Raw genomic sequence first — 26,934 nt, forward strand, 5'->3', positions numbered from 1 at the left:
TCACTTCCCTACCGCTCTGCGGTACTCCTGATAACCCTCGTTACGGCTCAACGCCTCATCGATGTCCTGATTGCCCTGCGCCGCCAACCACGCGTACAGATCGTCATACAACGAGGGGTTCATGGCCAGGAACGGCAGCAGCTGCGGATGCCGCGCCATCTCGAACTGCATGGTGAAATCGGTGGTGCGCTTGGCATCGTCGGAGGTCATGCCGTCGATCTGCACGGCGGGTTCGGGCGGGGCGAATCCCCCCTGGGACACCCGTTCGAACACCGAGCCCGGTTCGAACGCCGGCGTGAACGATTCCGCGATCTCCACAGACTCGGATTCCTCGGGCGCGGGTTCCGTGGATGCGAACTCCATGGCCGCGGACTCCCCGTGCACCGTCGGTTCGCGGTCCAGGTCCGGCATGGACGAGGGCTGGTCGGCCGTCATCGCCGTGAACACCAGCGGGGCGCCTGCGGCCGGATCGTCCGCAGGTTCCTCGGACGGCCGGCCCTCCTCGACGGCCGGCTGCGCATCCGGCACGGCTTGTTCCTCGGATGCGGACTGCGGTTCGGAAGCAGGCTCGGATTCCGCCTGACCATCCTGCTGTTCGGCAACCAGCGTCCACACCGAATCCACCCTCTGGGGCGCGGTCGGATTGTCGTCAACGGGCTCCTCGTCCAGATGCAGGTCCTCGGCGTCGACCCCCGCGGACTGCGCGTCCACGAACAGATCGCGCGGGGTCTCGTCCTGCTCGGTCTCCGGCATGATCGTCAACGGCACCGCCGGCTGCTCGAACGGGAACGGCTCGAATGTCTGATGCTGCGCGGCATCCAGTTCCTGGGCGCGATGCTTCACGCTATCGGCCTGGAACATGCTGGTCGGCTCCCCGGCGCGCAGATCCAGGATGTCGTCCACTGACATATCGGCGGCATCGGGTTCCTGCCGGCCCTCCCCCACGGCGTAGTCGAACAGATCGGGCACGGCGGGCTGCGGCTCCTCCGGCGCCTCCTGCTCCACCCGGGTGAAATCCACCGGCACATCGCCGAACTGCATGCGCACCGGCGACGTGGGCAGCAAGAAATCCACGCTCTGCGGCAGGCGCATCAGACCGCCATCGTCACGCACCACGTACGTGCCGTTGGTGGACGCCATGTCACGCACATTGGCCGCGCCGTTCTCGCTCACGCTGAACACGGCGTGACGCTTGGACATCGAACGGGTCTCATCCGGCACGTCGATCCGCGACATGCCGTCATCCGCCAGCGGGCGCAACGGCTTACGGCCGATCTCCACGCTGTGGGACGGGCTGACCCGCCCCACCTCAGAGCCGTTCGCCCTGATGACCCATTGCAGCGTCGTTTCCTCGTTCACCGGATCGCCTTCCTTTCACACCCTGCCACAGGTAGTCACACTACCTGCCATTGTGTCATGCTTCCCCGCAACGCGGCGGATTATCATGCCGGAAATCAACAATTTCCGACCATTGTAGGTGCCCAAAGTGGATAGTCCGCGTCATCGCACTCCACCCCTAGGGGGTACAACGGCACTATACCCCCGAAAACGCCTCCTTGCGCCGCATATGAGCGGACCCCGCCCGCATAAACCATGCGGACGGGGTCACAGCAAGCATCACGCGGTCCAAGACCGCACAGATCACTTGAGCTCGACGGTGGCGCCAGCCTCTTCCAGCTGAGCCTTGGCCTTCTCGGCGTCTTCCTTCTTGGCCTTCTCCAGAACCGGCTTCGGAGCGCCGTCCACGAGAGCCTTGGCCTCGGCCAGGCCCAGGGAGGTGATGGCGCGCACGGCCTTGATGACCTGGATCTTCTTGTCGCCGACGGCGGACAGGATGACGTCGAACTCATCCTTCTCTTCCTCAGCGGCAGCAGCAGCGCCCGGAGCAGCAGCGACAGCGACAGCAGCCGGAGCGGCGGCCTCGACGTCGAACTTCTCCTCGAAAGCCTTGACGAACTCGGAGAGCTCGACCAGGGTCATCTCACCGAAAGCCTCGAGCAGCTCTTCATTGGTGTACTTAGCCATAATGGCTTCCTTTCAATACTTGGCGGCGGTGAAGTGGAACCCGCCACCGAATAAACCTTGGTTGTTTTCAGTTGTGAAGCGTACTGATTCATGCGGCGAGCCGCAGGCGAATCAGGCAGCCTTCTCCTGCTTCTCGCGAAGCGCGTCGATCGTACGCACGGCCTTGGTCGGCAGGGCGTTGAACAGGTACGCGGCCTTGGCCATCGTAGCCTTGACATCGCCAGCGAACTCGGCGAGCAGCTGCGGGCGGGACTTGAGATCCGCCAGCTTCTGGGCACCCTCGGCATCGTAGACGGTACCGTCAGCGGCGGCACCCTTGATGACCAGGGCCTTGTTTTCCTTGGCGAAGTCACGGATGACCTTCGCAGCCTCGATGAAGTCACCCTTCACGAAGGTGATGGCAGTCGGGCCGGCGAGAATCTCGTCGAGGCCCTCGATGCCTGCTTCCTTGGCGGCGATGCGAGCCAGCGTGTTCTTAGCCACGGTGTAGGAAGTATCGCGGCCTAGCTTTTCACGCAGATCGGAGATCTGCGGAACGGTAAGCCCGCGGTACTCGGTCAGGTAGACGGCGTCAGCGTTACGGAACTGCTCCGTAAGCTGCGCGACCACCGCTTCCTTTTCGGGCCTCTTCATGGCGTTCCTTCCTAAGTCGGCCGTTGACTTGTCCAATCCGGAACGCGTTGCCGGGGCTTGTGCCGTTCAGGCAACAAAAAAACCCTGCGCACAGGCAGAGCAACAACCATCCGCAAGCTCACTTGCGTGACCCTTGCGGGCCGATATCTCTCAACCTGCGCTGGCTTGGCGAACCAAACTTCGGGAGCCCGCTTGCGCGCACTCCAACCAACGGTCTGTGGTTTACAGAATCGATAATGTACCCGGGTTGCGAGACAACACGCAACCCGGGCGTGTCGCAGGCCAGGCTCAGACGAGCACGGCCTGCAGGATGAAGTCCAGGATGAACAGCGCGGCGACCGTCCAGATCACCGGGTGCACGTCCTTGGCCTTGCCCTTGCAGCTCATCACGATGCAGTAGGTGATGAAGCCGCCGGCGATGCCGTAGCTGATCGAGTAGGAGAAGGCCATGAACACGGCGGCGAAGAACGCCGGGATCGCCTCGGAGATCTCCGACCAGTCGATCTCCTTGAGGCTGGAGGCCATCATGCAGCCGACGATGACCAGTACACCGGCGGTGGCGGCGGACGGCACGGCGGAGATGATCGGGGACAGGAACGCGGAGACCGCGAAGCAGGCCGCCACGATCACGGAGGTCAGACCGGTGCGGCCGCCCGCGCCGATGCCGGCCGCGGACTCGACGTAGGTGGTGGTGTTCGAGGTGCCGCAGATCGCGCCGATGGAGGTGGCGATGGAATCGGCGAACAGGGCCTTGTCCATCTTGGAGCTGAAGCCGTGGCCGGACTCCAGGGACTTCTCATCTTCCTCGGAGAAGATGCCGGTGCGGCGGCCGGTGCCGATGAACGTGCCGATGGTGTCGAAGGTGTCGGACATCGAGAACGCGAAGATCGTCACGATGACCAGCGGCAGCTTGGCCGGATCGGAGAACAGCGTGGGGAAGCCCTCGGCGGAGAAGATGGCGCCGAAGGTCTGCGGCAGCTGGGAGAAGGTCTCGGAGATGGACACGGAGTCGGCCATGGTGGTCACGCCGAACGGGATGCCAACCACGGTGGTGATGGCGATGGCCAGCAGCAGGCCGCCCTTGACCTTGAGCACGGTGAAGGCGATGGCCAGCACCAGGCCGATGAGGAACACCCACAGCACCGGCTTGTCGAACGTGGCCAGGCCCGGGGTCGCGCCGACCGCGGCGGTGGTCTCGGCGTCCGGGGTGAAGGTGATCAGGTCGACGTTGAGCATGCCGACATAGGCCACGAACAGGCCGATGCCGCCGCCGATGGCGTGCTGCAGCATCGGCGGGATGGACTTGATGATCATCTTGCGAATCTTGGTGACCGTGATGATGATGTTGATGATGCCACACAGGAACACCATGCACAGCGTCTGCTGCCAGGTGAACCCGAGGCCGAAGCACACGGTGTAGGTGAAGAACGCGTTCAGGCCCATGCCGGCGGCCTGCGCATACGGCACGTTGGCGAACAGACCCATGACCAAGGTGCCCGCGATGGCCGCGATGATGGTGGCCAGGAACACGCCGCCCCACGGCATGCCGGTCTGGCTCAGGATCTGAGGATTGACGACGATGATGTACGCCATCGCGAAGAACGTGGTCAGGCCGGCCAGGATCTCGGTCGAGACCGTCGTGCCGTTCTCCTTCAAATGGAAGAACTTCTCCATTATGCTCTCTTCTTCTTGTTTTCTTGGATTTGAGCGGGCGGTCAACCCGCATTGAGGTTACTGCGACTCATCCGGAACGACGATGCATCCCGGACGAGCTTCACCATAGCACCGGCCTAAGTCAGCCGCGTAACACAGAAAACCGCCCTGCGGGAACAGGGCGGTTGGGCAAACATGGACGGCCATGCGGCCGCCCAAGCCTGATTGCAAATGCCGATCAGCCGAAACGTGCAATTGAGGAGCGCCGCGATGCGACGCACAAGCTGCCGGCCGACTGAAGTCGGCTTGCGACGGTCCACCGGACCGCCGCTCCGTTTCGGCCGATCTGCCGATCAGCCGAAACGGCCGGAGACGTAGCGCTCGGCCTCTTCGTTCTGCGGGTTGTTGAACATCGTGGAGGTGTCGGTGAAGTACTCCAGATGGCCCGGCTGGCCGACGGCCTTCAGGTTGAAGAAGCCGGTGTAGTCGGCGATGCGGGCGGCCTGCTGCATGTTGTGGGTCACGATGACGATCGTGTACTCGTTCTTCAGCTCGTTGATCAGGTCCTCCACGGCTAGCGTGGAGATCGGGTCCAGGGCGGAGCAGGGCTCGTCCATCAGCAGGACCTGCGGGTGCACGGCCACGGCGCGGGCGATGCACAGGCGCTGCTGCTGGCCGCCGGACAGGCCGATGCCCGGGTTGTCGAGACGATCCTTGACCTCGTTCCACAGGTTGGCGCCGCGCAGGGCCCATTCGACCAGGTCGTCGGCATCGGACTTGGAGATCTTGCGGTTGTTCAGGCGCACACCGGCGAGCACGTTCTCACGGATGGACATCGTCGGGAACGGGTTCGGGCGCTGAAAGACCATGCCGACGTCGCGGCGGACCTCGACCGGGTCGACGTCCTTGGCGTACAGGTTGCGGCCTTCGAGCAGCACCTCGCCCTTGACGTGGGCGCCGGGGATGATCTCGTGCATGCGGTCGAGCGTGCGCAGCACGGTCGACTTGCCGCAGCCGGACGGGCCGATGAAGGCGGTGACCTTGTTCGGCTCGATGTTCAGGTTGACATCCTCGACGGCTAGGAAGTCGCCGTAATAGATGTTCAGATGCTTGACATCAATGCGTTGTCCCATTGTTGTTCCTTCGTTGCTATAGGGCAGCTTGTTACGGCTTACCGTTCCGTCTTGACGGCGAAGACCTTCGCCACGATGCGGCCGATCAGGTTCAGGATCAGCACGATGAGGATCAGGGCCAGGGCGGCGGCCCAGGAGCGTTCCATCGGGATGGTGGTCACGCAGCTGGCGTCGGCGGTGGCCGGGCAGTTGGCGTTGAGCTTGCTGTACTCCTGGTAGACGTACACCGGCAGGGTGGTCATCTGTCCGCCGAACAGGTTGAAGTTCGTGTTCACGATGTAGCCGGCGGTCATCAGCAGCGGGGCGGTCTCGCCGACCACGCGGGCGATGGCCAGGATGGCGCCGGAGACGATGCCCGGCAGGGCGGTGCGCAGCACAATCTTGGTGATTGTGCGCTGCTTGGTAACGCCCAGCGCGTAGGAGGCCTCGCGCAGATCGCCGGGGACAATCTTGAGCATCTCCTCGCAGGACTTGACCACGGTCGGCAGCATCAGCAGCGAGAGGGCCACGGAGCCCTGGAAGCCGCTGGTGGAGCCGGGGCCGACGAGGATGGTGAACATCGAGAACGCGAACAGACCGGCCACGATGGACGGGATGCCGCTCATGACGTCGACGAGCAGCGAGATCGACCTGGCGAGCTTGCCGCGGTTCGAGTACTCGACCAGGTACACGGCGCACATCAGGCCGATCGGGATCGAGATGACCATGGCGCCGAGCGTGATCTCCAGCGTGCCGATGATGGCGTGGAGCACGCCGCCGTAGCCGCCGGACGGGGTCGGGTTGCCGCCGACCACGCCGGTCATGTTGTGGGTCAGGAAGTCGAGGTTGAACCGTTTGATACCGTTGGAGATCGTGGTCCACAGCACCGAGATCAGCGGGATCAGCGCGACGACGAAGGCCAACGCGATGAGCACGCGCATCGCCATGTCCTTACGCTTGCGCGCGGCGATGAACGAACGGGTCGGCTTGAACTTGTCGAAGTCGATGACGGGGGCCTTATCCATGGGGGTGTTCTGCGCTGTGGTCATCATGCGCTCGCTTTCTCGGTGATCTTGCGGCCCACGTAGTTGACCACGAAGGTGATCACGAACAGCACCAGACCGGTGCCGATGAGCACGGACACGCCGAGGTCGTTGGCCTCGGGGTACTGGGCCGCGATATTGGCGGCGATCGTCTGGTTCTGGGAGGCCTGCAGGATCTTGAACGAGTAGTTGAGGCCCGGGGATAGGATCATCAGCACGGCCATGGTCTCGCCGAGGGCGCGGCCCAGGCCGAGCATGGAGGCGGAGACGATGCCGGAGGCGCCGAACGGCAGGACGGCGAGTTTGATCATCTCCCACCGGGTGGCGCCGAGGGCCAAGGCGGCCTCCTCCTGGAGGCGCGGGGTCTGTAGGAAGATGTCACGCGACAGCGAGGTGATGATCGGCAGGATCATGACGGCGAGCACCACAGACACAGTGGCCACGGTGCGCGACGGGTTCGCGGCGGGACCGGCGAACAGCGGGATCCAGCCCAGATAGGTGGCCACCCAGTTCCAGAACGGGTAGATGGCGGGGACCAGCACCAGGCCGCCCCACAGACCGTAGATGACGGAGGGGATGGCGGCGAGCAAGTCCACCACGTAGCTCAGCACGGTGGCCAGCTTCTTGGGGGCGTAATGGGAGATGAACAGCGCGATGCCGATCGAGATGAAGAACGCGATGACGAGCGACAGCGCGGAGACGAGCACGGTGCCGAACAGCAGCGGACCCACATAGGTCCAGAAGTTGTCGGCCTTGCCGCCAGTGAAGTTGGAGATGGTTTCGCTGTTGGCCTGCTGGTCGCCACCGACCAGCGGCCAGGCGCGGAACAGCAGGAACACGGCGACGGCGGCGAGCACCACGAGGATCAGGATGCCGCAGGCGTAGGCGACGCCCTTGAACACCTTGTCCGCGGTCTTGCCACCGGCTGGTTCGGCCGATTTGACTTGTGAACTCACAGGTTCTCCTTCAATCTGCGGCGGGTTCCGGACATATCGGCGGCCCACGCCGCATTGTGGTTTGACTCGCTTCGAGCCGCAGCCGCCGATAGCGACTGCGGCCCTTGGGTTGAAGCGAATGGTTGTCACCTAGGTCTAACCATAGCGGCAACCATTCTTATGTCACTCGGTTTCGATCGCGTCGATGGAGGCCATGACCTTCTCGCGCATGGTGTCGGACAGCGGGGCGCTGCCGGCGGCATCAGCCGCGGTCTGCTGGCCCTCTTCGCTGACCACGTAGGTCAGCCAGGACTTGACGAACTTGGCGGTGTCGGCGTCCTCGTAAGCCGGGCAGGCGATGTCGTAGGAGACCAGCACGATCGGGTACGCGCCGGACTCGGTGGTGTTGTGGTCGAGCTTGACGACCACACGGTTCGCCTCGGTGGCGGTCTCATCAGCCGGGGAGGCGTCCACGACCTTGGCGGCGGCCTCGGCGGAGTACGCGACGTATTCCTCGCCGACCTTCACGGCGATGGTGCCGAGTTCGCCGGCCTGGGAGGCGTCGGCGTAGCCGATGGTGCCGTCGGCCTGCTGCACGGTGGAGATCACGCCCGAGGTGCCCTTGGCACCTTGGCCGACCTCATTCGGCCAATTCTCGCCGAGTTCATACGGCCAGTCGCTCGGGGCGGCATCGACGAAGTAGCTCAGGAAGTTCTTGGTGGTGCCGGACTTGTCGGAACGGTGCACCACGGTGATCGGGGTGTCCGGCAGCTCGACGTCCGGATTCTGATCGGCGATGGCCGGATCGTTCCAGGTGGTGATCTTGCCGTCGAAGATCTTGGCCAGCGTGGAGGCATCCATGTTCAGGGTCTCACCCTTGCCGGAGATGCCCTCAAGGTTGAAGACCACGGCGATCGGGGAGATATAGACCGGGATGTCGAAGGCGGAGGTGCCGTTGGCACACACGCTCTTGGACTGCTCGACCTCTTCGGTGCTCAGGGCGGCATCGGAGCCGGCCCACGCGGTGGCGCCGGTCAGGAAGGTGCTCACGCCCGCGCCGGAGCCGGACGGATCGTAGCCGATCTTGGCATCCGGGTTGGTGCCCTGGAAGCCGGCAATCCAGGCCTCGACGGCGGCCTGCTGCGAGGAGGCGCCCGCTCCCTTGAACTCGCCGGAGATGGCCTCGCCGGAGGTGGTGTTGCTGGAGGCATCGCCGGTCGGGGCGGCGGTGTTGTCACCGCAGGCGGCCAGGGCGGTCAGCATGGCCACGCCGGAGAGCACGGCGATGGAACGGGTCAGAAGATTCTTGCGCATGATGGTTTTCCCTCTTATCAGATTCTTGCCTGCGGCCCGCGGCCGCGGCGGTTATTTCTTCATGGCACTATCCAGCCTATGGGCGTTTGGGAGTGCCGATGACCGAAATTGGTGAACGGAAGATGAACAGTTAGACAAGCTCGGCTACGTAGCGTTCCGGATACGACAATGCCGCCCCGAAGGGCGGCATGGCGGATGGGTCCCTCACTCGGGATCGGCGATCTTGTACCCGAGTCCCCGCACGGTGGTCAGGTACCTCGGGTGCGCCGGATCCTCCTCGATCTTGGCACGTACGCGCTTGACATGCACGTCGAGCGTCTTGGTGTCGCCCACGTAATCCGAACCCCAGATACGGTCGATGAGCTGATGGCGCGTCATCACACGTCCCTTGTTCTGCATCAGGTATTCGAGCAGCTCGAACTCCTTGAGCGGAAAGAACACGTTCTCGCCGCGCACGGTGACCTGATGCTGCCCCACCAGCATCGAGATGTCGCCGCACACCAGCGGCACATCGTCGTCAGCGGCGCCGGAGCCCTCGCCGGACAGCTGGTTGCGGCGCAGCACGGCCCGAATGCGGGCCAGCAGCTCACGGAACGAGTACGGCTTGGTCACATAGTCGTCGGCGCCGATCTCCAGGCCAACCACCTTGTCGATCTCCGCGCTCTTGGCGGTGAGCATGATGATCGGCACACGGCTCTGCTCGCGGATGCGGCGGCACAATGCGACGCCGTCGATGCCGGGCAGCATGAGGTCGAGCAGCACCAGGTCGATGCCGCCCTTGGTGAACAGCTCCAGCCCCTCCTCGCCGGTGGCCGCGGCCGAGACGTCGTATCCTTCACGCGTGAGCTGATAGACCAGCGGCTCGCGGTAGGATTCCTCGTCTTCCACGATAAGAATGCGCGTCATGATTGCCTTTCAACGGGGATGGATTCGACATGCGTTATCTATAATCGTACCGGTTCGGCAGCCTTCCCGCCTTCCGGCGGATCAACTACGTAGCACTCGGCAACGGCTACATAACCGGCAGCTCGATGGTGAACGTGGACCCTTCGCCCTCGCGCGACCAGACGGAGATCGTACCGCCGCACTCCTGCACGCAGTGCTTGGTGATCGCCAATCCGAGGCCCGAACCGCCGGTTTCACGGGAGCGTGCCGGGTCCACCCGGTAGAACCGTTCGAAGATGCGGCCCAGCGACGCCTTGGGGATGCCGATGCCCTGATCGACCACGCGGATACGCACCCGATCGCCGACCACGCCGATGCCCACGCTCACGGTGGTGTGGGCCGGCGAATAGTGGATGGCGTTCTCCACCAGGTTCTTGACGGCGGTGGTGAACGGTTCGCGCCCGACCCGCACCAGCACGTCGTCGTCCAGCGTCTCCGACTCGCCCTCGGGCACCTCCACGGGGATCACGCGGCCGTTCAGCGAGAGCACGATGCCGATCTGCTTGGCGTCGGCCTGCACCTCGTTCGCGGCGATGGACTCGCGCGTCATCGCCACCACGGACATCGGCTTGGCGTCGGACACCGCAGGCGCATCCTGCGCGCGTTGCAGCTCGATCAACTTGTGTACCAGCTCGGTCAGCCGCTGCGACTCCTTGGTGATGCGGCCTGCGAAATACCGCACCGCATCCGGGTCGTCGGCCGCGTCGGTAATCGTCTCCGCCAGCAGTGAGATCGCGCCGGACGGGGTTTTCAGTTCATGGGACACATTCGTGATGAAATCGCGACGCATCGCCTCGAACCGCCGCTGCTCGCTCATATCGCGCAGGAAGATCGCGAACAGGTCATCGGCGATCGCACCGATGCGCACCCGCAGGTACAACGTATCGGTCGGCAGCGCCTCCCCCGCGCGCACACCACGGCCGTCCTGCCCGCGGTCGGGCCGGGGCAGCGCCACCTTCAGCTCGCGCTCGCGCACCTGGCCGTCGGCCACCACCAGCGCCAGCACCTCGCCGATGTCCTCGGCGACCAGCCGCCCGTTGCGCACCAGGTTCAGCGAGTCCGCGCCCTTGCTGGCGTAGGCCACCGCGCCGGCGGAATCGGCCACGATCAGCGCGTACGGCATCACCTCCACGAACTGGCGTTCGGTCGGCAGCACCGGCAGGTCCTCGCCGAACAGGCTGTGGTCGCCCTCCGCGGACCGGCGCCGGGACTCGGCCTCGCCCGCCTCGCGGCCCCGGCCATACGCCACGACCGCACCGATCGCCGCCGCGACCGCCACGGCCACCACCAGCACCACCACCTGCCAGACTTCCATCGCCGACACGCCTTTCCGAGGTCCACTACGTAGTTCCGGACACCACAGTAGCGGCACATGCGATTGGCCGCGAGCGCCGTACCAACTGTCCACCGCTGGTTCCCCGAAAGTTCACCCGGCCACGTCTCGATGCGGGATGAGCGGCCGGACGACAGGGGTGTCCCGTCCAGTCCGCGCGCCACGAGCCTGCGACACGCGCCGAAGCCGCTGTGGCGCATGCCGTGCGGGGATCCGCCTACAGGCGGCGCACGATGTTGACGGCCAGCCGGGCGGCGGTGTTCGCGTATTCGGTGATGTCGAAGGTGCGGAACTCCTCGTAATCGGTGTCGGCGTTGTCGCTCAGCGCGCGGATGACCAGTGCGGGCACGCTGTTGCGGGCCGCCACATGGGCCACCGCAGTGCCCTCCATCTCCACCGCGTCGGCGCCGGTGGCCGCGATGACGGCCTCGACCTGCTCCGGGGTGTCCACGAAGTAGTTGCCCGAGGCGATGGTGCCGGTGATATGGATGATGCCCATCTCGTCCAGCGCCGCGTCGGCCGCTTCGAGCAGGCGCGGATCGGAGTGGAACTCGGTGACCTGATGATCCGGGGTGCCGGGTTTCCACTGGCCGACAAGCCGCATGTCGGTATCCAGGTAGCGCAGCGTGCCACCGAGGACGATGTCGTTGACGTGCAGCGCCTTGTTGAGGTTGCCGGCGATGCCGGAGAAGATCACGGCGTCGGGATGGCACAGGTCGATGAGGTACTGCGTGGTGGCGGCCGCGTTGACCAGTCCCATGCCGCCCACGGTGGCGGCGACCTCGATGGTTCCGCCGTCCGCGGCGGCCAGGGTGCCGCGGACCACGTCCAGGCTGGCTGCGGCGGTGTGGGTCACGTCGTCGAGCGAGGCGGCGATATGCGCCACTTCCTCGTCCATGGCGCCGATGATGGCGATGGTGGTCATGCTGGCTCCTGTTCTCTTGCGTTGCGTTCAGCCTACACCGGACGGCGGTCTCGCCACGGTCATTCCCACCGGTGCAGCCCGCAGGCCTCGATGTGTCCGGCCCACTCAGGACCGACGGGCCGCGACCGCGCGGGCCAAGTCGCGCAGCAGGGCTTTGGTGTCGGGCCAGGAGATGCAGCGATCGGTGATCGACCGGCCGTAGACCAGTGTGTCCAACCGACCGGCCGGCTGATTGCCGCCCTCGATGAAGCTCTCCATCATCAGGCCGGCGATGCCCGGCTCCCCCGCCGCGATGCGGGCGGCCAGCTCACGCACGACCTCAGCCTGCCGCACCTCGTCCTTGCCGGAATTGCCGTGCGAACAGTCCACGACCAATCCGCAGACGGCGGCCGACCCCTCAGGCATCTCGGCACGGGCCTCGGCCATCGCCGTCGCGATCGAATCGGCGTCGTAGTTCGGGCCATGGCTCGACCCACGCAGGACCACATGGCAGTCCGGATTGCCCAGCGTCTCGACCACGCAGGCGCGGCCCAGGTGGTCCACGCCGAAGAACCCGTGCTGCTGCGAGGCGGCGTAGCACCCGTTGATCGCGGCCTTGACCGAACCATCGGTGGCGTTCTTGAAGCCGATCGGCATCGACAGGCCGCTGGCCAGCTGACGGTGGATCTGGCTTTCGGTGTTCCGCGCGCCGATTGCGCCCCAGCTGACGGCATCCGCGATGTACTGCGGGCTCGTGGGCTCCAGGAACTCGGTGGCCGCGGGCACGCCCTCATCCAGCACGCCCAGCAGCACGCGGCGGGCCAACAGCAACCCCTTGCGGATGTTGTGGCTGCCGTCGATATCCGGATCGTTGATCAGCCCCTTCCAGCCAACCGTGGTGCGCGGCTTCTCGAAATACACGCGCATGACGATCAGCAGCTCGTCCCCGAGGTCGTCGTTCAGCGCGGACAGCCGGCGCGCATAATCGAGCGCGGCCCGCGGGTCATGGACCGAGCATGGGCCGACGATCACCAGCAGACGGTCATCGCGGCCATGCAACACGTTGCGGATCGCGTCACGCGATTCGACCACCACGCGCTGCGCCGTTTCGGACAGCGGCATGTCGGCAAGCACCTGCGCCGGCGTCGGCAACGGCTCGATCTCCACGACGCGGCGGTTGACGATGCGGCTGACGCCGACCTGATCCTCCCAGCGAGGTACGTCGGTATCGACCAGCGGGTTGCCGCCCTGGCGGATGACCCTGCGAATCGCCTCAACGTCCTCGGGACTGTTCAACGGCTGCGGTTCCGGCTGCATGGCTCCACGTTCCTCCTTGTGTCTGCGCACAAGGATAGCAGTCAGTGCGCGGAGCGGCGGGCGGTGACGGCATCGGCCAGGGTGTGCAGCAGCTGCTCGGTGCGTTCCCACGGCACGCAGGCATCGGTGATCGACTGCCCGTAGACCAACTGATCCAGCGGGGCGGGCTTCTGGTGGCCGCCCTTCAGGAAGCTCTCCATCATGACGCCGAGGACGCCCTGCTCGCCGGCGGCGATGCGCGCGGCGATCTCCTCGATCACCTCGGCCTCACGGTTCTCGTCCTTGCCGCAGTTGCCGTGCGCGGCGTCGATGACCAGACCGTGCTCGCTCGGTCCGGACGCCTTGGACGTCTTCAGCGCCTCCAAGGCCGCGGCGACTGACTCCCGATCATAGTTCGGGCCGTGGGAGGAACCGCGCAATACCAGATGGCAGTCCGGATTGCCCTTGGTTTCGGCGGAGATGACGCGACCGTCCAGGTTGATGGACAGGAAGTGGTGTTCGAACGCCGACGTATAGCAGGAATCGGCCGCGGCCTTGATGGATCCGTCGGTGGAGTTCTTGAAGCCGATCGGCATCGACAGGCCGCTGGCCAGTTCGCGGTGGACCTGGCTTTCGGTGTTCCGCGCGCCGATCGCGCCCCAGCAGATCAAATCGCACAGGTACTGCGGGGTGATCGGATCCAGCCACTCGATGGCGGTGGGTAGGCCCATCGACAGCACGTCGGTGAGCACCTTGCGCGCCAGCCACATGCCCTTGCGGATGTTGAACCGTCCATCCAGATCCGGATCGTTGATCAGTCCCTTCCAGCCGATGGTGGTGCGCGGCTTCTCGAAATACGTGCGCATGACGATGACCAGGCGGTCGTTGAGCTCTCGGTTCACGACGGCAAGCCGCTCGGCATACTCATGGGCGGCTTTCGGGTCGTGGATCGAGCAGGGGCCCACGATGACCAGCAGACGGTCATCACGGCCATGCAGCACATCGCGGATCTCCTGCCGGGAGCGCAGCACCAGGTCGCTCATCTCCTCGGTCAGGGGCAATTCACGCAGGAACGCGCGCGGCGCGGGAATCGGGTCCAGCTGGCGGATATTGACATCGACCGTCTCGGGAAAGACGGCGCGCTCATCCAAACGATGCTCGTCCTCGGAACTGTCCGGACCGCGCAGACCCGCCATCCTTCACCTCTCTTCATCATGGCGATGCGGCGCACCGCCCACGGTCGTACTGAACATCCCACCATAATAGATAGGACCGGCATATGAAAACCCGCCGACTGCATCGTGGGATGCAACCGGCGGGTCAATGTGACTTAGGCGCACTGGCGTTTCACGCCAGCGGCCTCCGGCCCCTGCAATTACGGACCGGCCTACGGCCGGGCTCAATCCGACCTTCGCCGCTGCCGCGGCTCAGGCGCACTCGCAGAAGAGCCCACCGGGCTCTTCCTTATGCGAGCGGCCTCCGGCCCCTGCAATTACGGACCGGCCTACGGCCGGGCTCAATCCGACCTTCGCCGCTGCCGCGGCTCAGGCGCACTCGCAGAAGAGCCCACCGGGCTCTTCCTTATGCGAGTGCGCCCATCGGGTCCCAAGCGGGCAGGGAGATGGCGGGCTCCTCGAGGGCCTTCTGGTACTCCTCGGGCAGCATGCTCTTGGGCACGGCCACCTCGTACACGAACTCGGTGAACCAGTCGTCGCTCATCGTGAAGTAGCCCTTGTCAGCGATCTTGTCGCCCCAGGAGTTCTCCACGCGCCAGCGGCGGGTGGTGGTGCCGTCCTCGTCCACGTCCACGCCGACGAAGGCCATCGCGTGGTTCATCGCGGAATCGCCGAAGCGCACGCGCTGTTCCTTGTCCAGGTCGAAGTCGAAGCCATAGACGCGGCCGTACTCGAACAGGTCGGCAGCCCAGGCGCCGGATTCACGGTCCATCATCGGATGGCAGTCGGCGCCGAACCACACCGGGATGCCCTGCTCGGACAGGATGCGGCGCACGCAGTCCTTCATGAACTGGTTCGGCACGTTGAGGTACTCGGTCGGGTCGCCGCCCGCCACATTGCCCAGGTGCTCGATGGCGATCTTCTTGCCCTTGGGATGCTCGGCGCGCGGGTCGTCGACCAGGCACACGTAGTCCTCCAGGCCGGCGTCCACGTACTTGTTCCAGAATTCGACCGGCGTGATCTCGCCGTCGCGGTGGAACTCGCCCTTCTCGTCGGTCCACTCCCAGTCGAAGCTCTTCGGCGGTTCGCCCAGGTGGATCGTCAGGATGCGGTGGCCGGCGGCCACGCCCTCAGCCACGATCTCGTCGATCTTCGAGGGATCGGCGAACATGCGCGCCACCTCGGTGTGCAGCATCGAGCGCAGCTGGGTGTTCATCGGACCGGTGTTCTTGGAGGACTCGGTCTCCGGGAACAGGTCCTTGGGCACGGCGCCATACTTCTTGTAGACGTTCATGGCCATCGTCCACTGGCCGCCGTCGCCCATCACGTCGGCGAGCAGGTGCTGCACCAGACGGGAGTCGGCGGGTTCGCCGGCCTCGACCAGCGCGGCCATGTCCTTGAGGAAGTAGTTGATGCGCTCAAGCTTGTCGAAGTACATCGCGTAGTTCTGCGAGAACTCGAACTCCTTGAGGCCCATGTTCTTCTTGGCAACGAAACGGGCCACGTTCAGGGAGCTGAACAGCCAGCAGCGGCCGGAACGATCCTGATGGGTCACCGTGCCGTTGTCCACGGTCACGGAGAATCGGCGCTGCAGCAGACGGGCGCGGTCATAGTTGCGGGCCACCTTGTCGATGCCCGCGGCGGTAACGGCGTTCATCGCCAGTCGGTTCGCGGCATTGGATTCGAAATCGGCGCACAGCGTGCCGAGGGTCTCGGCGCTCAGCGGCGTGAGTTCAGCCATATCGTTCCTTTCTTCAATCCGAGGCTCCGTGCGCGGCAGGCCGGCCGGAGCATGATTTCGCGGCACCCGCTTCCAGGAAGCGTGGCGCCGCGAAGCAACAGTCGTTACGAGTCTATCCTCACTGGTCGAAAACGGTGGGGGTCATTCCCCGGAGGGCTGATCCTCCGAGTCCGTTCCGCCATCACCCACCGGAATGCCCACGGTCGGCATATCGTCCTCGTCCGCATCCCCGGAGCGTTCCTCGTTCCGCACGGCCGGCATCACCACGGTGCCGTCGTCCGGTTCGGGTGCATCGGAGTTCGAAGAGACCGAGGAAACCGACACGATGGCGACGGTATCATCCGGTCCGCCGGCGACGGCATCCAGAACCGACGTGTCGGAATCCGGGTCGCCGGGATGCGAATCCTCGCCGATGGCGTCGGGCGCCGCCTCACCGCGTGCGGGAAGGTCGACGACGGTGTTGACCACCGGCACATCCGGCGCTTCGGCCTTGCCGTCGAAGCCGCTGAACGCGTTGGAGAACAGCGCACGCAGCTCGCTGACCCGCTGAGCGATGGTGGACTCCTGCGCCTGCATCTCGACGATGCGCGCCTGCATGCCGTCCAGTTCGGCCTGTGCGGCGCGGCGGCGCTCCTCGACCTGCCCGTCGGCCTCCTCGTTCGCCTTGCGCAGGATCTCGGTGGCCTGCCCATCGGCCTCCTCACGGCGGGAGGCCGCATACGCATCGGCCTGATCGCGCACGGACCGCGCCTGGTCGATCAGCTCATCGGTTTCCCGCTTGGTCTGCTCGCGGCGCTCCTCAAGGTGGGCCAGCAGCTCGTTGACCTTGGTGGTGGCCTCCTCCTGCTGGTTGGCGATGTCGGCGCGGATCTGCTCCACCTCGGCGGTGACCTGGCTCATGGTCTGGGTGCGGTGCACCTCGGCCTCGTCCGTGATCTCCTGCGCCTTGGCCTTGGCCGCGTCCACGATCTCCGCGGCCTGGCGCTGCGCGTCCGAGATCAGCTTGGACACCTGCTCGCGCACGTCGGCCAGCTTCTTGTTCGCATCGGCGAGCGCCGCCTCGATCTGGTCGTTGTTCTCGCTCTTCAGCCGCGAGATCTCCTCATTGGCCGTCTTGCGCAGGTCGGCGATCTGCTGGGTGGCCTCGGTGCGCAGGTCGGCGATCTCGCGTTCCTGCGTGGCGCGTTCCGAAGCCAGACGCTTGAGGTGCTCCTCGCGGGAGTTCGTCAGTTCCATGTCAATCGCCTGGCGCTGCTCGCCCACGGCCTTCGCCGTTTCGGCGCGCAGCTGGGCGGCGTCCTCCTGGGCCGAAGCCGTCAGGCTCTCCGCCTCATGCCGCGCGTTGGTCAGCAGCGTATCGGCCTTGGCGTTGGCCTCGCCCAGCACACGCTTGGCGTCGAGCTTGGCGTTGTTGACCAAGGTCTCCGCCTGCTCCTGCGCGGCGGCCTTGGTGGCCGCGGCCTCACGCTTGGCGCGTTCCAGCAGGTCGGTGCTGGTGCGTTCCGCCGAGGCGAGCATCTGCTGCGCGTTGGCGCCCAGCGAGGCGTAGCTCGTCCCCTGCCCGGCGGCCTTGCTGCGCTCTTCCTGCAACTTGGCCTGCAACTGCAGAATCGTCTTGTCGCTCGCCTCGACCTGCTGACGCAGCCGGACGATGGTCTGCTGGGTCGACCGCAATGCCTCGTCGACGCTGTCCTTGTCATATCCGCGTAACACGATCGGGAATCGTTCCGCCATCACCGTTTCCTTTCGGCACCATCCCGTCCCACCCTTCGAACGGGTTCCGCTGTGTACTCTAGCCGACGGCGCGGGCGCGCGCCCCGGCATCGTCCACATTCTCACAGGGCGCTCAAGAAAACCTTCGGGCGCGTCCCCCGGTCAGTCCAGCAGGATCTCCTCGGATGACGGACGCAGGTGATACCGGATCGCCTCCCGCACCACGGCACGGCAGGCGGCGATTTGCCGGTCCAGCGGCAGGCCCTGCGGCGAGTGGGCGGATTCGACGACCTTGGGGAAGCTGACGAATCCGGAGAGCACGCGCTCCTGCGACGCGTTCCAGTGCATCAGCCGGTAGAACAGCGAGTTGCACACGTAGGTGCCCGCGTCCGAGCTCAGTGTGGCGGGGATGTCCTCGGTGGTGAAATCCCGCAGGATCGAGCGTAGCGGCAGCCGCGTCCAGTAGGCGGCCGGGCCTTCGGGGTCGATCGGCGTGCGGCGCGGCGCGGCGTCCTCGGGGTTGGCGGCGTCCATGAGGTTCGTGGCGCACCGTTCCAGCGCGATGCCGCGCGCGGAACGCTTGAGGCCGGTGGCGATGACGATGTCCGGCCGGACCGCGTCGAGCATCCGTTTGAGCTCCGGCCATGAGTCGGTGAAGCTGATCGGCAGACTGACCGTGTGGATGGTCACCGACACGTCGGACAGCGGGTCGTCGATGTCGGTGGAGATCCCGAGCCCCTGTTCGGCCAGCGCCCGGGGCACCTCGAATGACGGGTTGACATCGATGCCGTCGTACCGGTCGAAGCCGGAGATCACCACGCTGAACTGCTGCATAGCGTCCAGTCTACCGGCGTTGGGTGAGAATATCGGCGGCGATGCGCTCGGCCGTGGGCATGTCGGCGAGCGTGGTGACCTTCAGGTTGGTTTCGCTGCCGGCCACGATGGCGACCGGCTCGTCCGGCAGGTAGTCGACGACGACGCGGGTGTCGTCGGTCGGGTGGAAGTCGGGATCGTGCGCGGCCAGTGCGTAGGCGCGTCGGATGGTGGAGAACCGGAAGGCCTGCGGGGTCTGGGCGCGGAAGGTCTGGGGACGGTCCGGCACCGACTGGACGACCTTGACGTCGCCCAGGTCGCGGGTGAGCAGCACCGTGTCGGTGGAGGCGAACGCCACGGTGGCCGCCGTGAACCGGTCGAGCGCATCCACGCACCCGTCGATCGAGGATTGGGCGACGAACGGACGCACCGCGTCATGGATCAGGATCTTCGCGTCGCCGGGGATGCCCGCCGCGGCGAGCGCATCCAGCGCGGCCGCAGTGCTGTCCACACGCTCGGCGCCGCCGTTGAGGATCATCCGCACCTTCGGATAGCCGGCCTGATCCACCAGCCGTTCCACGGCGTGGCGCACCTGCGGATTGACCACCACCACGGTGTCGGTGACCCGCGGGTTGGCCTCGAACGCCTCGATGCTCCAGCACACGATCGGCTTGCCGCCGACCGACACCAGCTGCTTGGGGTTGTTCGGGTCGAACCGCGTGCCGAATCCGGCCGCCAGCACCACAGCCACCACGGGCACCGCACTCTGCTCTCTCTGACTCATATCCACCACCGTAAGGCCTTGTCCGCCGCCCTGTCACATCGCCGGACAGCTTCTGCACCAAATCCATGCGGCCCGACCGCACGGCGGAACCGCGTCCCGTTCACAGAGCGACCGACCTCAACATGCGTCGGCATGCGGTCGCCCTGCGCCACTTGCGCTATTCGTGCTATTCGCGCACGATAAGCGCCAGCATACGGCCCTCGCCACTCTTGTCCGCCAACGCGGCGCGACGATGCGAGTACCACAGCGGGTTCTCCAGCGTGCACAGGCTATGGCGCACGCCGTCGATGCGGGCGGCCAGCTCGGGTTCGCCCTCGCCGTCCGTGCGGCACAGCGCCGCCAACTCATCGTCCTCGGACAGGTACTGGGTGGCGGCGGCCACGCGCGGGCGGGATTCCACGATGCGATCGTCCGTGATTCCCGCGGCGGCGAGCTCCTGCAGCGCGGCGGCGGCGATGTCGATGCCGGGGCCGCCGAAACGTGTGGTGGTGGCCGTGCCAGGGAACCGCGCGTCGAATTCGGCGGCGATCGACTCGCCGACCTCATAGCAGTCGCCGCAGATGCACGGTCCGAGCGTGGCCACCATGCGCTCGACGCTGGCGCCCTTGCCGGTCATCATCCGTACGGTTTCGCCGATCACGCCCTGCTGCAGGCCGCGGCGACCGCAATGGGCCACGCCGATCACGCCGGCTTCGGCGTCGGCCAGCAGCACCGGCAGGCAGTCGGCGGCGAAGACGCCGAGGGCGACGCCGCGCCGGGTCGTGACCTGGGCGTCGGCCTCGATCACCGTCGCCTCCGGCTCGTCGCCGTCGGGCAGTGCGCCGCCGGTGGCATCGAACCCGTAATCGCGGTTCGGCACATACGTGTCATCCACGTCGATGGCGGTGCCGGAGTGGATCTGGCTGACCAGGGACAGCCGCGCGTCGATCTCGTCGGCGAGCGCGGCGCGGTTGGCGGCCACATGCTTCGGATCGTCGCCGTTCTTGCCGCCGAGGTTGAGCCCGGCCGCGTCGCCCTGGCTCACGCCGCCCAGGCGCGTGGTGTACACCACCCTGACGCCGGGGGCCAGCATGACGGGGATGGTCACTGGGATCGGGCGGCCGTTCTTGTCGGTGGGGCTGATGGCGTTGCTGTCCAGGATGCCGTCGGTGGTGTCGACCGTGCTCATCGGTGTGCTCCTTGATACGTTGCTTGGGTCTGTTCCGGGGAACCTACTCGGCCTTCATCGTGGCCTGTTTGGTGCGCGAACGCATCGCGGCGTTCACGGGGATCGGTTCGGGGCAGGGCATCGAGAACACGTGCGCGGGGTTGTTGATCTCACGCACCCACATGCCGTGCTCGTCGCGGAAGCCGTCGCCGGGCACCGTGTAGGCGTAGGGGGCGCGGCCGGGCAGTACGAATTCCACCAGCTGGCCGGCTTCGATCTTGTTGCGGCTCATGATGGTCAGGCGGCCGCCCTCCTCCGGGGACCAGCCGAGCGTCTCGCCGACCACGAGCCATTCGCGGAAGTAGTGGCTGCGATCGGTGTTCTGGGTGACCGGATGCTCCGGGTAGTAGAAGCCGGTGCTGTAATCGCGATGGGCGACCTTATAGGGTTCCTCGCGCAGCCATTGCGGCAGGCTGACCGGGGCGGGGGCCGGGGTGTCCGTCTCGATGGCCGCCTCGCCGACGCAGGGGCTCTCCCCCGGCGCCGTGCGGTGCACGCGGTCATGGAACGGGGCGAGGGACGTGCCGTCCTCGTCCTCGAAGCCGCGCTGGACCATGTATTCGTTGACGGCGCTCTTGTAGGCGTTCGTCATGGCGGCGATGTAGTAGGCACTCTTGGAACGGCCCTCGATCTTCAGGCTGGTGGCGCCCGCGTCAATCAGGTCGTCCAGATGCTCCAGCATGTTCATGTCCTGCGAGTTGAACAGGTAGGCGCCGTCCTGGGTCTGTTCGATCGGGAAGTAGCGGCCGGGGCGCTTCTCCTCCACGATCGAGTACTTCCAGCGGCAGGGCTGGGCGCATTCGCCGTGGTTGCCGTCGCGGCCGGTCAGGTAATTGGAGAACAGGCAGCGTCCGGAGAACGCCATGCACATCGCGCCGTGCACGAAGCATTCGATGTCCATGTCCTCGGGGATGTTCGCGCGGATGTCTCGCACGGCCTGCAGGTCCATCTCCCGGGCGAGCACGACGCGCTTGGCGCCCAGCTCGTACAGGGCGTTGGCGGCCAGATAGTTGGTCACGCCGGCCTGCGTGGAGATATGGATCTCCAGGTTCGGGGCGATGCGGCGGGCGGCCATCATCACGCCGATGTCGGTGACGATCAGCGCGTCCACGCCGGTGTCCTTGAGCTGGCCCAGGTACTCCTTCAGGTCCTCGACCTCGGCGTTCCGCGGCAGCACGTTGCAGGTCACATAGACGCGCGCGCCGCGCTCATGGGCGTACCTGGAGCCCTCCTCGAAGTCCTCCAGGCTCAGGTTCCTGGGCGCCGAACGCATGCCGAACGCCTTGCCGCCGCAGTACACGGCGTCCGCCCCGTAATCCACGGCGGTTTTCAGGCCGCGCAGGTTGCCGGCGGGAGCCAATACTTCAGGCTTGTTGCGGGTGCGCATCATGTGTTCTTCGTTCATAGCGCATCCCAGTGTAGGCGATGGCGCAGGCAATCCTAAACCATACGGTTGCGTACCACGGGTTGGGCTCCCCGGCTCAGCCAAGCTTGGCGAGCTCCTCGTCGGTCAGTTCGAGGTCACCGGCGTTGAGGCTGTCGAGAATCGTCTCGGGCCGGTGCGCGCCGGGGATGACGAACATGTGATCGCCCTTGGCGAGCTCCCAGGCGAGCACCACCTGCTGGTAGCTGACGCCGTGGGCGGCGGCCACCTCGCGGAACGGGTCGAACTTGCTCTCGTCCTTCGGCTTGCGGAAGCCGCCGAGCGGACTCCAGCACACGAAGGCGATACCGAGCTTCGCGCAGTGTTCGAGCGTGTCCTGCGTGTCCAGATAGATCGGGGAATACTGGTTCTGCACGGCCACGAGCCTGTCGCCGAGGACATCGCGGGCGATGTCGATCTGCTCGACCGACGCGTTCGAGATGCCCGCCCAGCGGGCCACGCCCTCGTCAAGCAGCTGCTTGATGGCCTCGCAGGACTCGTTGTACGGCACTTCGGGGTCGGGACGGTGGAAGTACAGCAGGTCGATGGTGTCCACGCCGAGCGTCTGCGCGGACTGCTTGGCGTAGCGGATCAGGTGTTCGGGCTTGCCGTCCTTGCCCCAGGTGGGCACGCCGTCGGTGAAGTTGCGGTAATGGCCGACCTTGGTGGCGATCAGCACCTCGTCCTTCGGGCCCTTCCAGCTGTCCATCGCCTCGCGCACCAGCTTCTCGCCGGTCTGCTCCTCGCCGCCCGAGCAGTAGTAGGACCAGGCGGTGTCGATATGACGGCAGCCGGCGTCCAGCGCGGCGTGGATGGTCTCGATGCCCTTGGCCCAGCCGAGGTTGTTCTCGATGGTCAGGGGCATCTCGCCCAGACCGATGGCCGTGGTGTCGAACGGCCCCAGATTGCGATGCATCACCATAATGGTTGCTCCTTCGTCGATAGATGATCGTCCTCGTCCAGATTACCCTTGCCGGCGTGGAATCCGTGGCTATCGGCCCCCGAACGATCCGCCGCCGGAACCGCCGGACGAGCCACCGAAGCCGCCGCCGGAGAACGAGCCGCCGGAGACGCCGGACGACCCCGGCGCGGCGGCCTGGAACGTGCTCGCGATATCGGCGAACCCGGCGTCGAGGTGGGCGCCGATATTCCCCACATTGGCGCTGAACGAGGCGATGTCGGCCACGGGGGCCACGGCTCCCGCGCTCCACGTGTGCGCATACCAGTAGGGCCGGTAGGCCCAGTACACCACATGCCCCGTGGCGTACGAGTCCAGCCAACTCGGGTCGCAGAGTTCCGGATAGGCCTCGGCCAGCTGCTTCAGTACCGTGTCGCTGATGCCGAAGGCGGCCGCATAGACCAGATAGCGGTCCCATAGGGTCAGATCGGCCACGCCGCGGTCGGAGAAGTCGCTGAAATCCTCCAGATACCGTTTCAGACCAACCACCTGTCCGGCCAGACGCCGGCCTTCCTCGGTCAACCCGGTGCGGCGCATGCTGCACAGCACGAACGCCGACCCGAACAACAGTGGGCACCCCAGCACCAGGGCCACGGCCAGCTGCTGCTCGGCGCCACTGAACAGGAACGTGGCCAACGCCACGGCAACGCCGAGGATGCCTGCCACCAGCGCCTGTCCGCCCACGGCGCGCGTGGCGCCCAGCAGCGCGAACTCGTTGGCGCAGGCCGTGTCGAATGCCTCCTGCAGCTCGTAGCCGTCCTCATCGTCCTCGAACGCCGCGTTCATCTGTTCCAGGTCGAACGTCGCGGACCCGCAGCGTTTGGACGCGGCCTGCAGCATGCCCAGCGCCGCCTCCTCGGACTGGCTGAGATCCACCGCCGGCACTCCGCCGGATGCGACCGCCGGATCGAGCGTGATGGTGGCGGTGTCGTCGAGTTTCCCGCCCGTCTGCGAGAACGCGGGGAACCGTTGCGCGGCGGAGATCGCGGCCGACCGGTCGCCCGCGGCACCGCCGTCGTACAGGTCGGCGGGGCCCGGACGCACGCCGATCACGTGTTTGTCCGCCAATGACAGCACGCTGGAGGACATCTGCCGGGTCTGCAGGTCCCCTGCGGCATCGGGCTGCACGATAGACAGCAGCCGCGCCGCCGAAGCGGGGCTGATCTCGGGCGGATCCCGCCAGTATTCGACGCCGCCACGGTAGTCGGCCTCACGGTTGCTGCGGATCGAGGCGATCACGCCCCAGATGATCAGCGCGACGCCGACCACGGCCAGCGCCGCCCAGATCACCACCCGACGGATGGCTGCGGCCTGCTGCAACTCATGCCATTGGCGCTCCTGCCGGCTCTCGTCGTCGATGATGCGGTCCGCAGCACGCCCCGATGCAGTGCGGACGATACCGTCGGTGGCGTTCACGTCGACCATGGCGACCAGGTCGAGATGCTGGCCGGCGCGCACGTCGTATGCGGTGAACTGCAGCACGTTGTTGCTGCGCGAGGTTTCCGACGTGCCGGAGAAGTGCAGCCAGGCGCGGGTCAGGCTCTCGTCGCCGCCGTCGGGCAGCCGGACCGTGCCGGTCACGGTGCCGATCGGCACCTGGTTGGACGGCCCGAACGGCTCCCACTGGAACGTGGCAACGTCGTCGTACGCGGTCGTCACGCCCTCGAACGTCATCGTGACGTCGAAGCGCATGCTGTCGGCTTCCACAGTGACGGGGATGTTCCAGCCGATCTCCACCACGCGTTCCTCGCCGATGTCGTCGCCCGGCGCATAGGGTTGCGGGTCGTCCGCGCCATCGGTCACGTCGGCGATGTACCAGTGCCGCGCGTACGACGTGTTCCACTCGTCGTCACCGATGCCGGACGGGGTGCGCGGGTCGGTCTGCGCGTAGGTTTCGCCGGTGGAGGCGTCGGTGACGCTGACGCCGGTGATGGCGGTCAGGTTGTCGGGGTTGAGACGATACTGCTGGTACAACTGCTTCCACGGCACCGTGTTGTCGTCATCGTCCTCACGCTCGTTGAGCCGCAGGTCCACGTGCTGGGTGATCTCCAGATCGCCGTCGGGCTGCACCGTGACCTCGTAATCGAGCGAACGGTAGCTCATGGCGGCATCGTCATCGCCGAACACGATGATGAACGTGGCGAGCAGGGCCGCAATCGCCGTGATCACCGCCGCGGCCGCGGCGGCACCGAATGCGTGCTTCCCGGACATTGTCATCCCCTTTCAGCCGGTACGACGCCGCCGGCTCCGGCCACTCACTTGGAGAAGCTGACCTGCGGCACCTGGCGCGACTGCTCGTCCGCCTCGAAGTACTGGGCCTGGGTGAAATGGAACAGTCCGGCGATGATGTTGGACGGCACCGTTTCGATGGCGGTGTTGAACTTGAGTACCACATCGTTGTAGAACTGGCGCGCGTAGGCGATCTTCTGCTCCAGCTGGCTCAGCTGGTTCTGCAGATCCATGAAGTTCTGGTTCGCCTGCAGCTGCGGGTAGGCCTCGGCGGTGGCCTGCAGGTTCACCAGGGCACGGCTGAGCTTGTTCTCGGCGGCCGCACGTTCGGCCGCGCCGGCCTTGGGGTCAGCGGCCGCGGCCACCGCGCCGGCACGGGCCTCAGTGACCTGGGTGAACACCTCGGATTCATGCGCCGCATACCCCTTGACGGTCTCCACCAGGTTCGGGACCAGATCGGCGCGCTGCTTGAGCTGCACATCGATCTGCGCCCAGCCGTTCGCCACGCGGTTGCGCAGCGCCACCAGGGAGTTGTAGGAGCCCACCGCCCACAGGACGAGCAGGACAACGATGACTGCGATGACGATACCGACGATCATGGCATTCCTTTCGACGAGCCGATACCATCATTCTCTCAACAGGTAGGGATGGCCCCCTCGAGCTGCAGATGATACCGAACTCGTGCAACGCCGTCCTTCAGTGTGCATTACAATCGGAGTCAACGGAAGGGAAACACGATGAGCGAATCATCGACAACCGGCAGAACGCGCCGTTTACGCATCGGCGTGTTGGACAATGATTCCTGCGCGTTGGAATATATCGTGGCCATGCTGAAACAGTCCACAGGATCGGAGAATAACGTCGCCGATGTCTGGGCCTATACCAAACCCGCACAGGCAGTGCAGGAATGTCGATTCGGTCAGCACACCGATATCCTCATCGTCGATATGGCGCTCAACGGTCTGACCGGAGCGCAGGTTGCCGCGGAAGTCCGCAGGTTCTCACCGAGCACGGGCATCATCGGCATCACCTCATACACACCTGAAATCTATGAACGGGCGCTGGCCGATGCCGGGGCGCAGGCCCTGCTCGACAAGAGCACACTCCGTTCCACGCTAGCCGACGCCATCGCCGCCGTCGCCGAGGGGAAGCACTATCCGGAGGACAGCATATTCCCGGATGTGTCGGAATCCACGGAAGCCACCCATAGCGCCGCCATCCACCTGACCTCGGCCGAGCAGCGGATCATCACGCTCAGCATGGGGCACCGCACATCGCGGCAGATCGCCGACGAACTGGGCATATCCATCGCCACGGTCTTCTCGCACCGGCGCAACATCAAACGCAAATTCGGCGTCAAGGAATGGCATGAGGTCATCGCGCAATGCCATGCGCTGCATGTCCTATAACATCTGCGGCATGCCGTCTGAAGCGTTACCGCGCAAACCGTCCGGCCACCGAAGCGGTGAATCCTCGACGCCGGTCCGCGACTCCCCTCGCGGACCGTCCGATCAACAAGCCTTCCCTTACCCAAGCTTGTTATAGATTCGGCAATCATTCGGCATGAGTCAAGCTCATCTGCAGTTTTCTGCAGAAAACACGCCGAGAGCATACAAAATCCGCACACCAGCGGCGGCGTTCCCCATCGAACACCCGCATACGCAAGGGAGCCCGCCGACTCATGGTCAGCGGGCTCCC

Annotated in this window: 23 protein-coding genes; 1 reads left to right on the forward strand and 22 read right to left on the reverse strand. The window is 65.7% G+C overall.

The genetic code is table 11. The features are described from left to right. The 22 genes from B4C31_RS01610 to B4C31_RS01715 all read right to left on the reverse strand — a co-directional run bounded on the left by B4C31_RS01610 (position 1) and on the right by B4C31_RS01715 (position 25,835). Complete coding sequence (locus tag B4C31_RS01610; protein ID WP_414631823.1) at positions 1-1,341, reverse strand: FHA domain-containing protein; 1,341 nt, start codon at positions 1,339-1,341, stop codon at positions 1-3. 300 nt (positions 1,342-1,641) lie between these two features. Beyond that, positions 1,642-2,025, reverse strand: coding sequence for a 50S ribosomal protein L7/L12 (gene rplL / locus B4C31_RS01615; RefSeq protein WP_291531066.1), 384 nt, complete (start codon positions 2,023-2,025; stop codon positions 1,642-1,644). A gap of 111 nt (positions 2,026-2,136) precedes the next feature. Then, the gene (gene rplJ / locus B4C31_RS01620) at positions 2,137-2,658 is read right to left on the reverse strand and encodes a 50S ribosomal protein L10 (RefSeq protein WP_291531067.1); all 522 of its coding nucleotides are present in this window, start codon (positions 2,656-2,658) and stop codon (positions 2,137-2,139) included. A gap of 288 nt (positions 2,659-2,946) precedes the next feature. Further along, complete coding sequence (locus B4C31_RS01625; protein ID WP_291531068.1) at positions 2,947-4,332, reverse strand: NCS2 family permease; 1,386 nt, start codon at positions 4,330-4,332, stop codon at positions 2,947-2,949. 332 nt (positions 4,333-4,664) lie between these two features. After that, complete coding sequence (gene pstB / locus B4C31_RS01630; protein ID WP_033508316.1) at positions 4,665-5,444, reverse strand: phosphate ABC transporter ATP-binding protein PstB; 780 nt, start codon at positions 5,442-5,444, stop codon at positions 4,665-4,667. Between the two features lie 38 nt (positions 5,445-5,482). Next, complete coding sequence (gene pstA / locus B4C31_RS01635; RefSeq protein WP_291531069.1) at positions 5,483-6,475, reverse strand: phosphate ABC transporter permease PstA; 993 nt, start codon at positions 6,473-6,475, stop codon at positions 5,483-5,485. Beyond that, a complete protein-coding gene (pstC, locus tag B4C31_RS01640) occupies positions 6,472-7,422 on the reverse strand; it encodes a phosphate ABC transporter permease subunit PstC (protein ID WP_291531070.1) in 951 nt (316 codons plus the stop codon). The genes pstA and pstC overlap by 4 nt, the downstream gene beginning before the upstream one ends. A gap of 162 nt (positions 7,423-7,584) precedes the next feature. Further along, a complete protein-coding gene (gene pstS / locus B4C31_RS01645) occupies positions 7,585-8,715 on the reverse strand; it encodes a phosphate ABC transporter substrate-binding protein PstS (RefSeq protein ID WP_291531071.1) in 1,131 nt (376 codons plus the stop codon). Between the two features lie 204 nt (positions 8,716-8,919). Beyond that, on the reverse strand, positions 8,920-9,621 hold the full coding sequence (locus B4C31_RS01650) for a response regulator transcription factor (RefSeq protein WP_291531072.1): 702 nt from the start codon (positions 9,619-9,621) through the stop codon (positions 8,920-8,922). 106 nt (positions 9,622-9,727) lie between these two features. Next, positions 9,728-10,975: a sensor histidine kinase gene (locus B4C31_RS01655; protein ID WP_291531073.1), complete on the reverse strand. Its 1,248-nt coding sequence runs from the start codon at positions 10,973-10,975 to the stop codon at positions 9,728-9,730. Between the two features lie 235 nt (positions 10,976-11,210). Further along, positions 11,211-11,918 carry a 5'-methylthioadenosine/S-adenosylhomocysteine nucleosidase gene (gene mtnN / locus B4C31_RS01660; protein WP_291531074.1) on the reverse strand — a complete coding sequence of 236 codons (708 nt, stop codon included), beginning with the start codon at positions 11,916-11,918 and terminating at the stop codon, positions 11,211-11,213. 105 nt (positions 11,919-12,023) lie between these two features. Then, positions 12,024-13,214 (reverse strand): 3-deoxy-7-phosphoheptulonate synthase, encoded by a 1,191-nt coding sequence (locus tag B4C31_RS01665; protein ID WP_291531075.1) that lies wholly within the window; start codon positions 13,212-13,214, stop codon positions 12,024-12,026. 41 nt (positions 13,215-13,255) lie between these two features. Then, complete coding sequence (locus B4C31_RS01670; protein WP_291531076.1) at positions 13,256-14,389, reverse strand: 3-deoxy-7-phosphoheptulonate synthase; 1,134 nt, start codon at positions 14,387-14,389, stop codon at positions 13,256-13,258. A 385-nt stretch (positions 14,390-14,774) separates the two neighbouring features. Next, positions 14,775-16,109 carry a C1 family peptidase gene (locus tag B4C31_RS01675; RefSeq protein WP_204388547.1) on the reverse strand — a complete coding sequence of 445 codons (1,335 nt, stop codon included), beginning with the start codon at positions 16,107-16,109 and terminating at the stop codon, positions 14,775-14,777. Between the two features lie 141 nt (positions 16,110-16,250). Beyond that, positions 16,251-17,843 carry a DivIVA domain-containing protein gene (locus tag B4C31_RS01680; RefSeq protein ID WP_291531077.1) on the reverse strand — a complete coding sequence of 531 codons (1,593 nt, stop codon included), beginning with the start codon at positions 17,841-17,843 and terminating at the stop codon, positions 16,251-16,253. A gap of 141 nt (positions 17,844-17,984) precedes the next feature. Beyond that, a complete protein-coding gene (locus B4C31_RS01685; protein WP_291531078.1) occupies positions 17,985-18,656 on the reverse strand; it encodes a pyroglutamyl-peptidase I in 672 nt (223 codons plus the stop codon). A gap of 10 nt (positions 18,657-18,666) precedes the next feature. After that, positions 18,667-19,419 carry an IspD/TarI family cytidylyltransferase gene (locus tag B4C31_RS01690; RefSeq protein WP_033505324.1) on the reverse strand — a complete coding sequence of 251 codons (753 nt, stop codon included), beginning with the start codon at positions 19,417-19,419 and terminating at the stop codon, positions 18,667-18,669. 166 nt (positions 19,420-19,585) lie between these two features. After that, positions 19,586-20,587: a polyphenol oxidase family protein gene (locus B4C31_RS01695; protein WP_291531079.1), complete on the reverse strand. Its 1,002-nt coding sequence runs from the start codon at positions 20,585-20,587 to the stop codon at positions 19,586-19,588. Positions 20,588-20,630: 43 nt separating this feature from the next. Next, positions 20,631-22,013, reverse strand: coding sequence for a peptidase U32 family protein (locus B4C31_RS01700; protein ID WP_291531082.1), 1,383 nt, complete (start codon positions 22,011-22,013; stop codon positions 20,631-20,633). A 94-nt stretch (positions 22,014-22,107) separates the two neighbouring features. Beyond that, positions 22,108-22,971, reverse strand: a complete 864-nt coding sequence (locus tag B4C31_RS01705; protein WP_033505328.1) for an aldo/keto reductase — start codon at positions 22,969-22,971, stop codon at positions 22,108-22,110. A 69-nt stretch (positions 22,972-23,040) separates the two neighbouring features. Next, on the reverse strand, positions 23,041-25,218 hold the full coding sequence (locus tag B4C31_RS01710) for a DUF2207 domain-containing protein (protein ID WP_291531080.1): 2,178 nt from the start codon (positions 25,216-25,218) through the stop codon (positions 23,041-23,043). A gap of 44 nt (positions 25,219-25,262) precedes the next feature. Further along, positions 25,263-25,835, reverse strand: coding sequence for a LemA family protein (locus tag B4C31_RS01715; RefSeq protein ID WP_033508291.1), 573 nt, complete (start codon positions 25,833-25,835; stop codon positions 25,263-25,265). Positions 25,836-25,973: 138 nt separating this feature from the next. On the opposite strand from B4C31_RS01715, the gene B4C31_RS01720 reads away from it, so the two are divergent. Then, positions 25,974-26,645: a response regulator transcription factor gene (locus tag B4C31_RS01720; protein ID WP_291531081.1), complete on the forward strand. Its 672-nt coding sequence runs from the start codon at positions 25,974-25,976 to the stop codon at positions 26,643-26,645. The last annotated feature ends 289 nt before the right edge of the window (positions 26,646-26,934 follow it).

This window comes from Bifidobacterium sp. UBA4282, from assembly GCF_002394995.1.
Classification (GTDB): Bacteria; Actinomycetota; Actinomycetes; order Actinomycetales; family Bifidobacteriaceae; genus Bifidobacterium; species Bifidobacterium pullorum_B.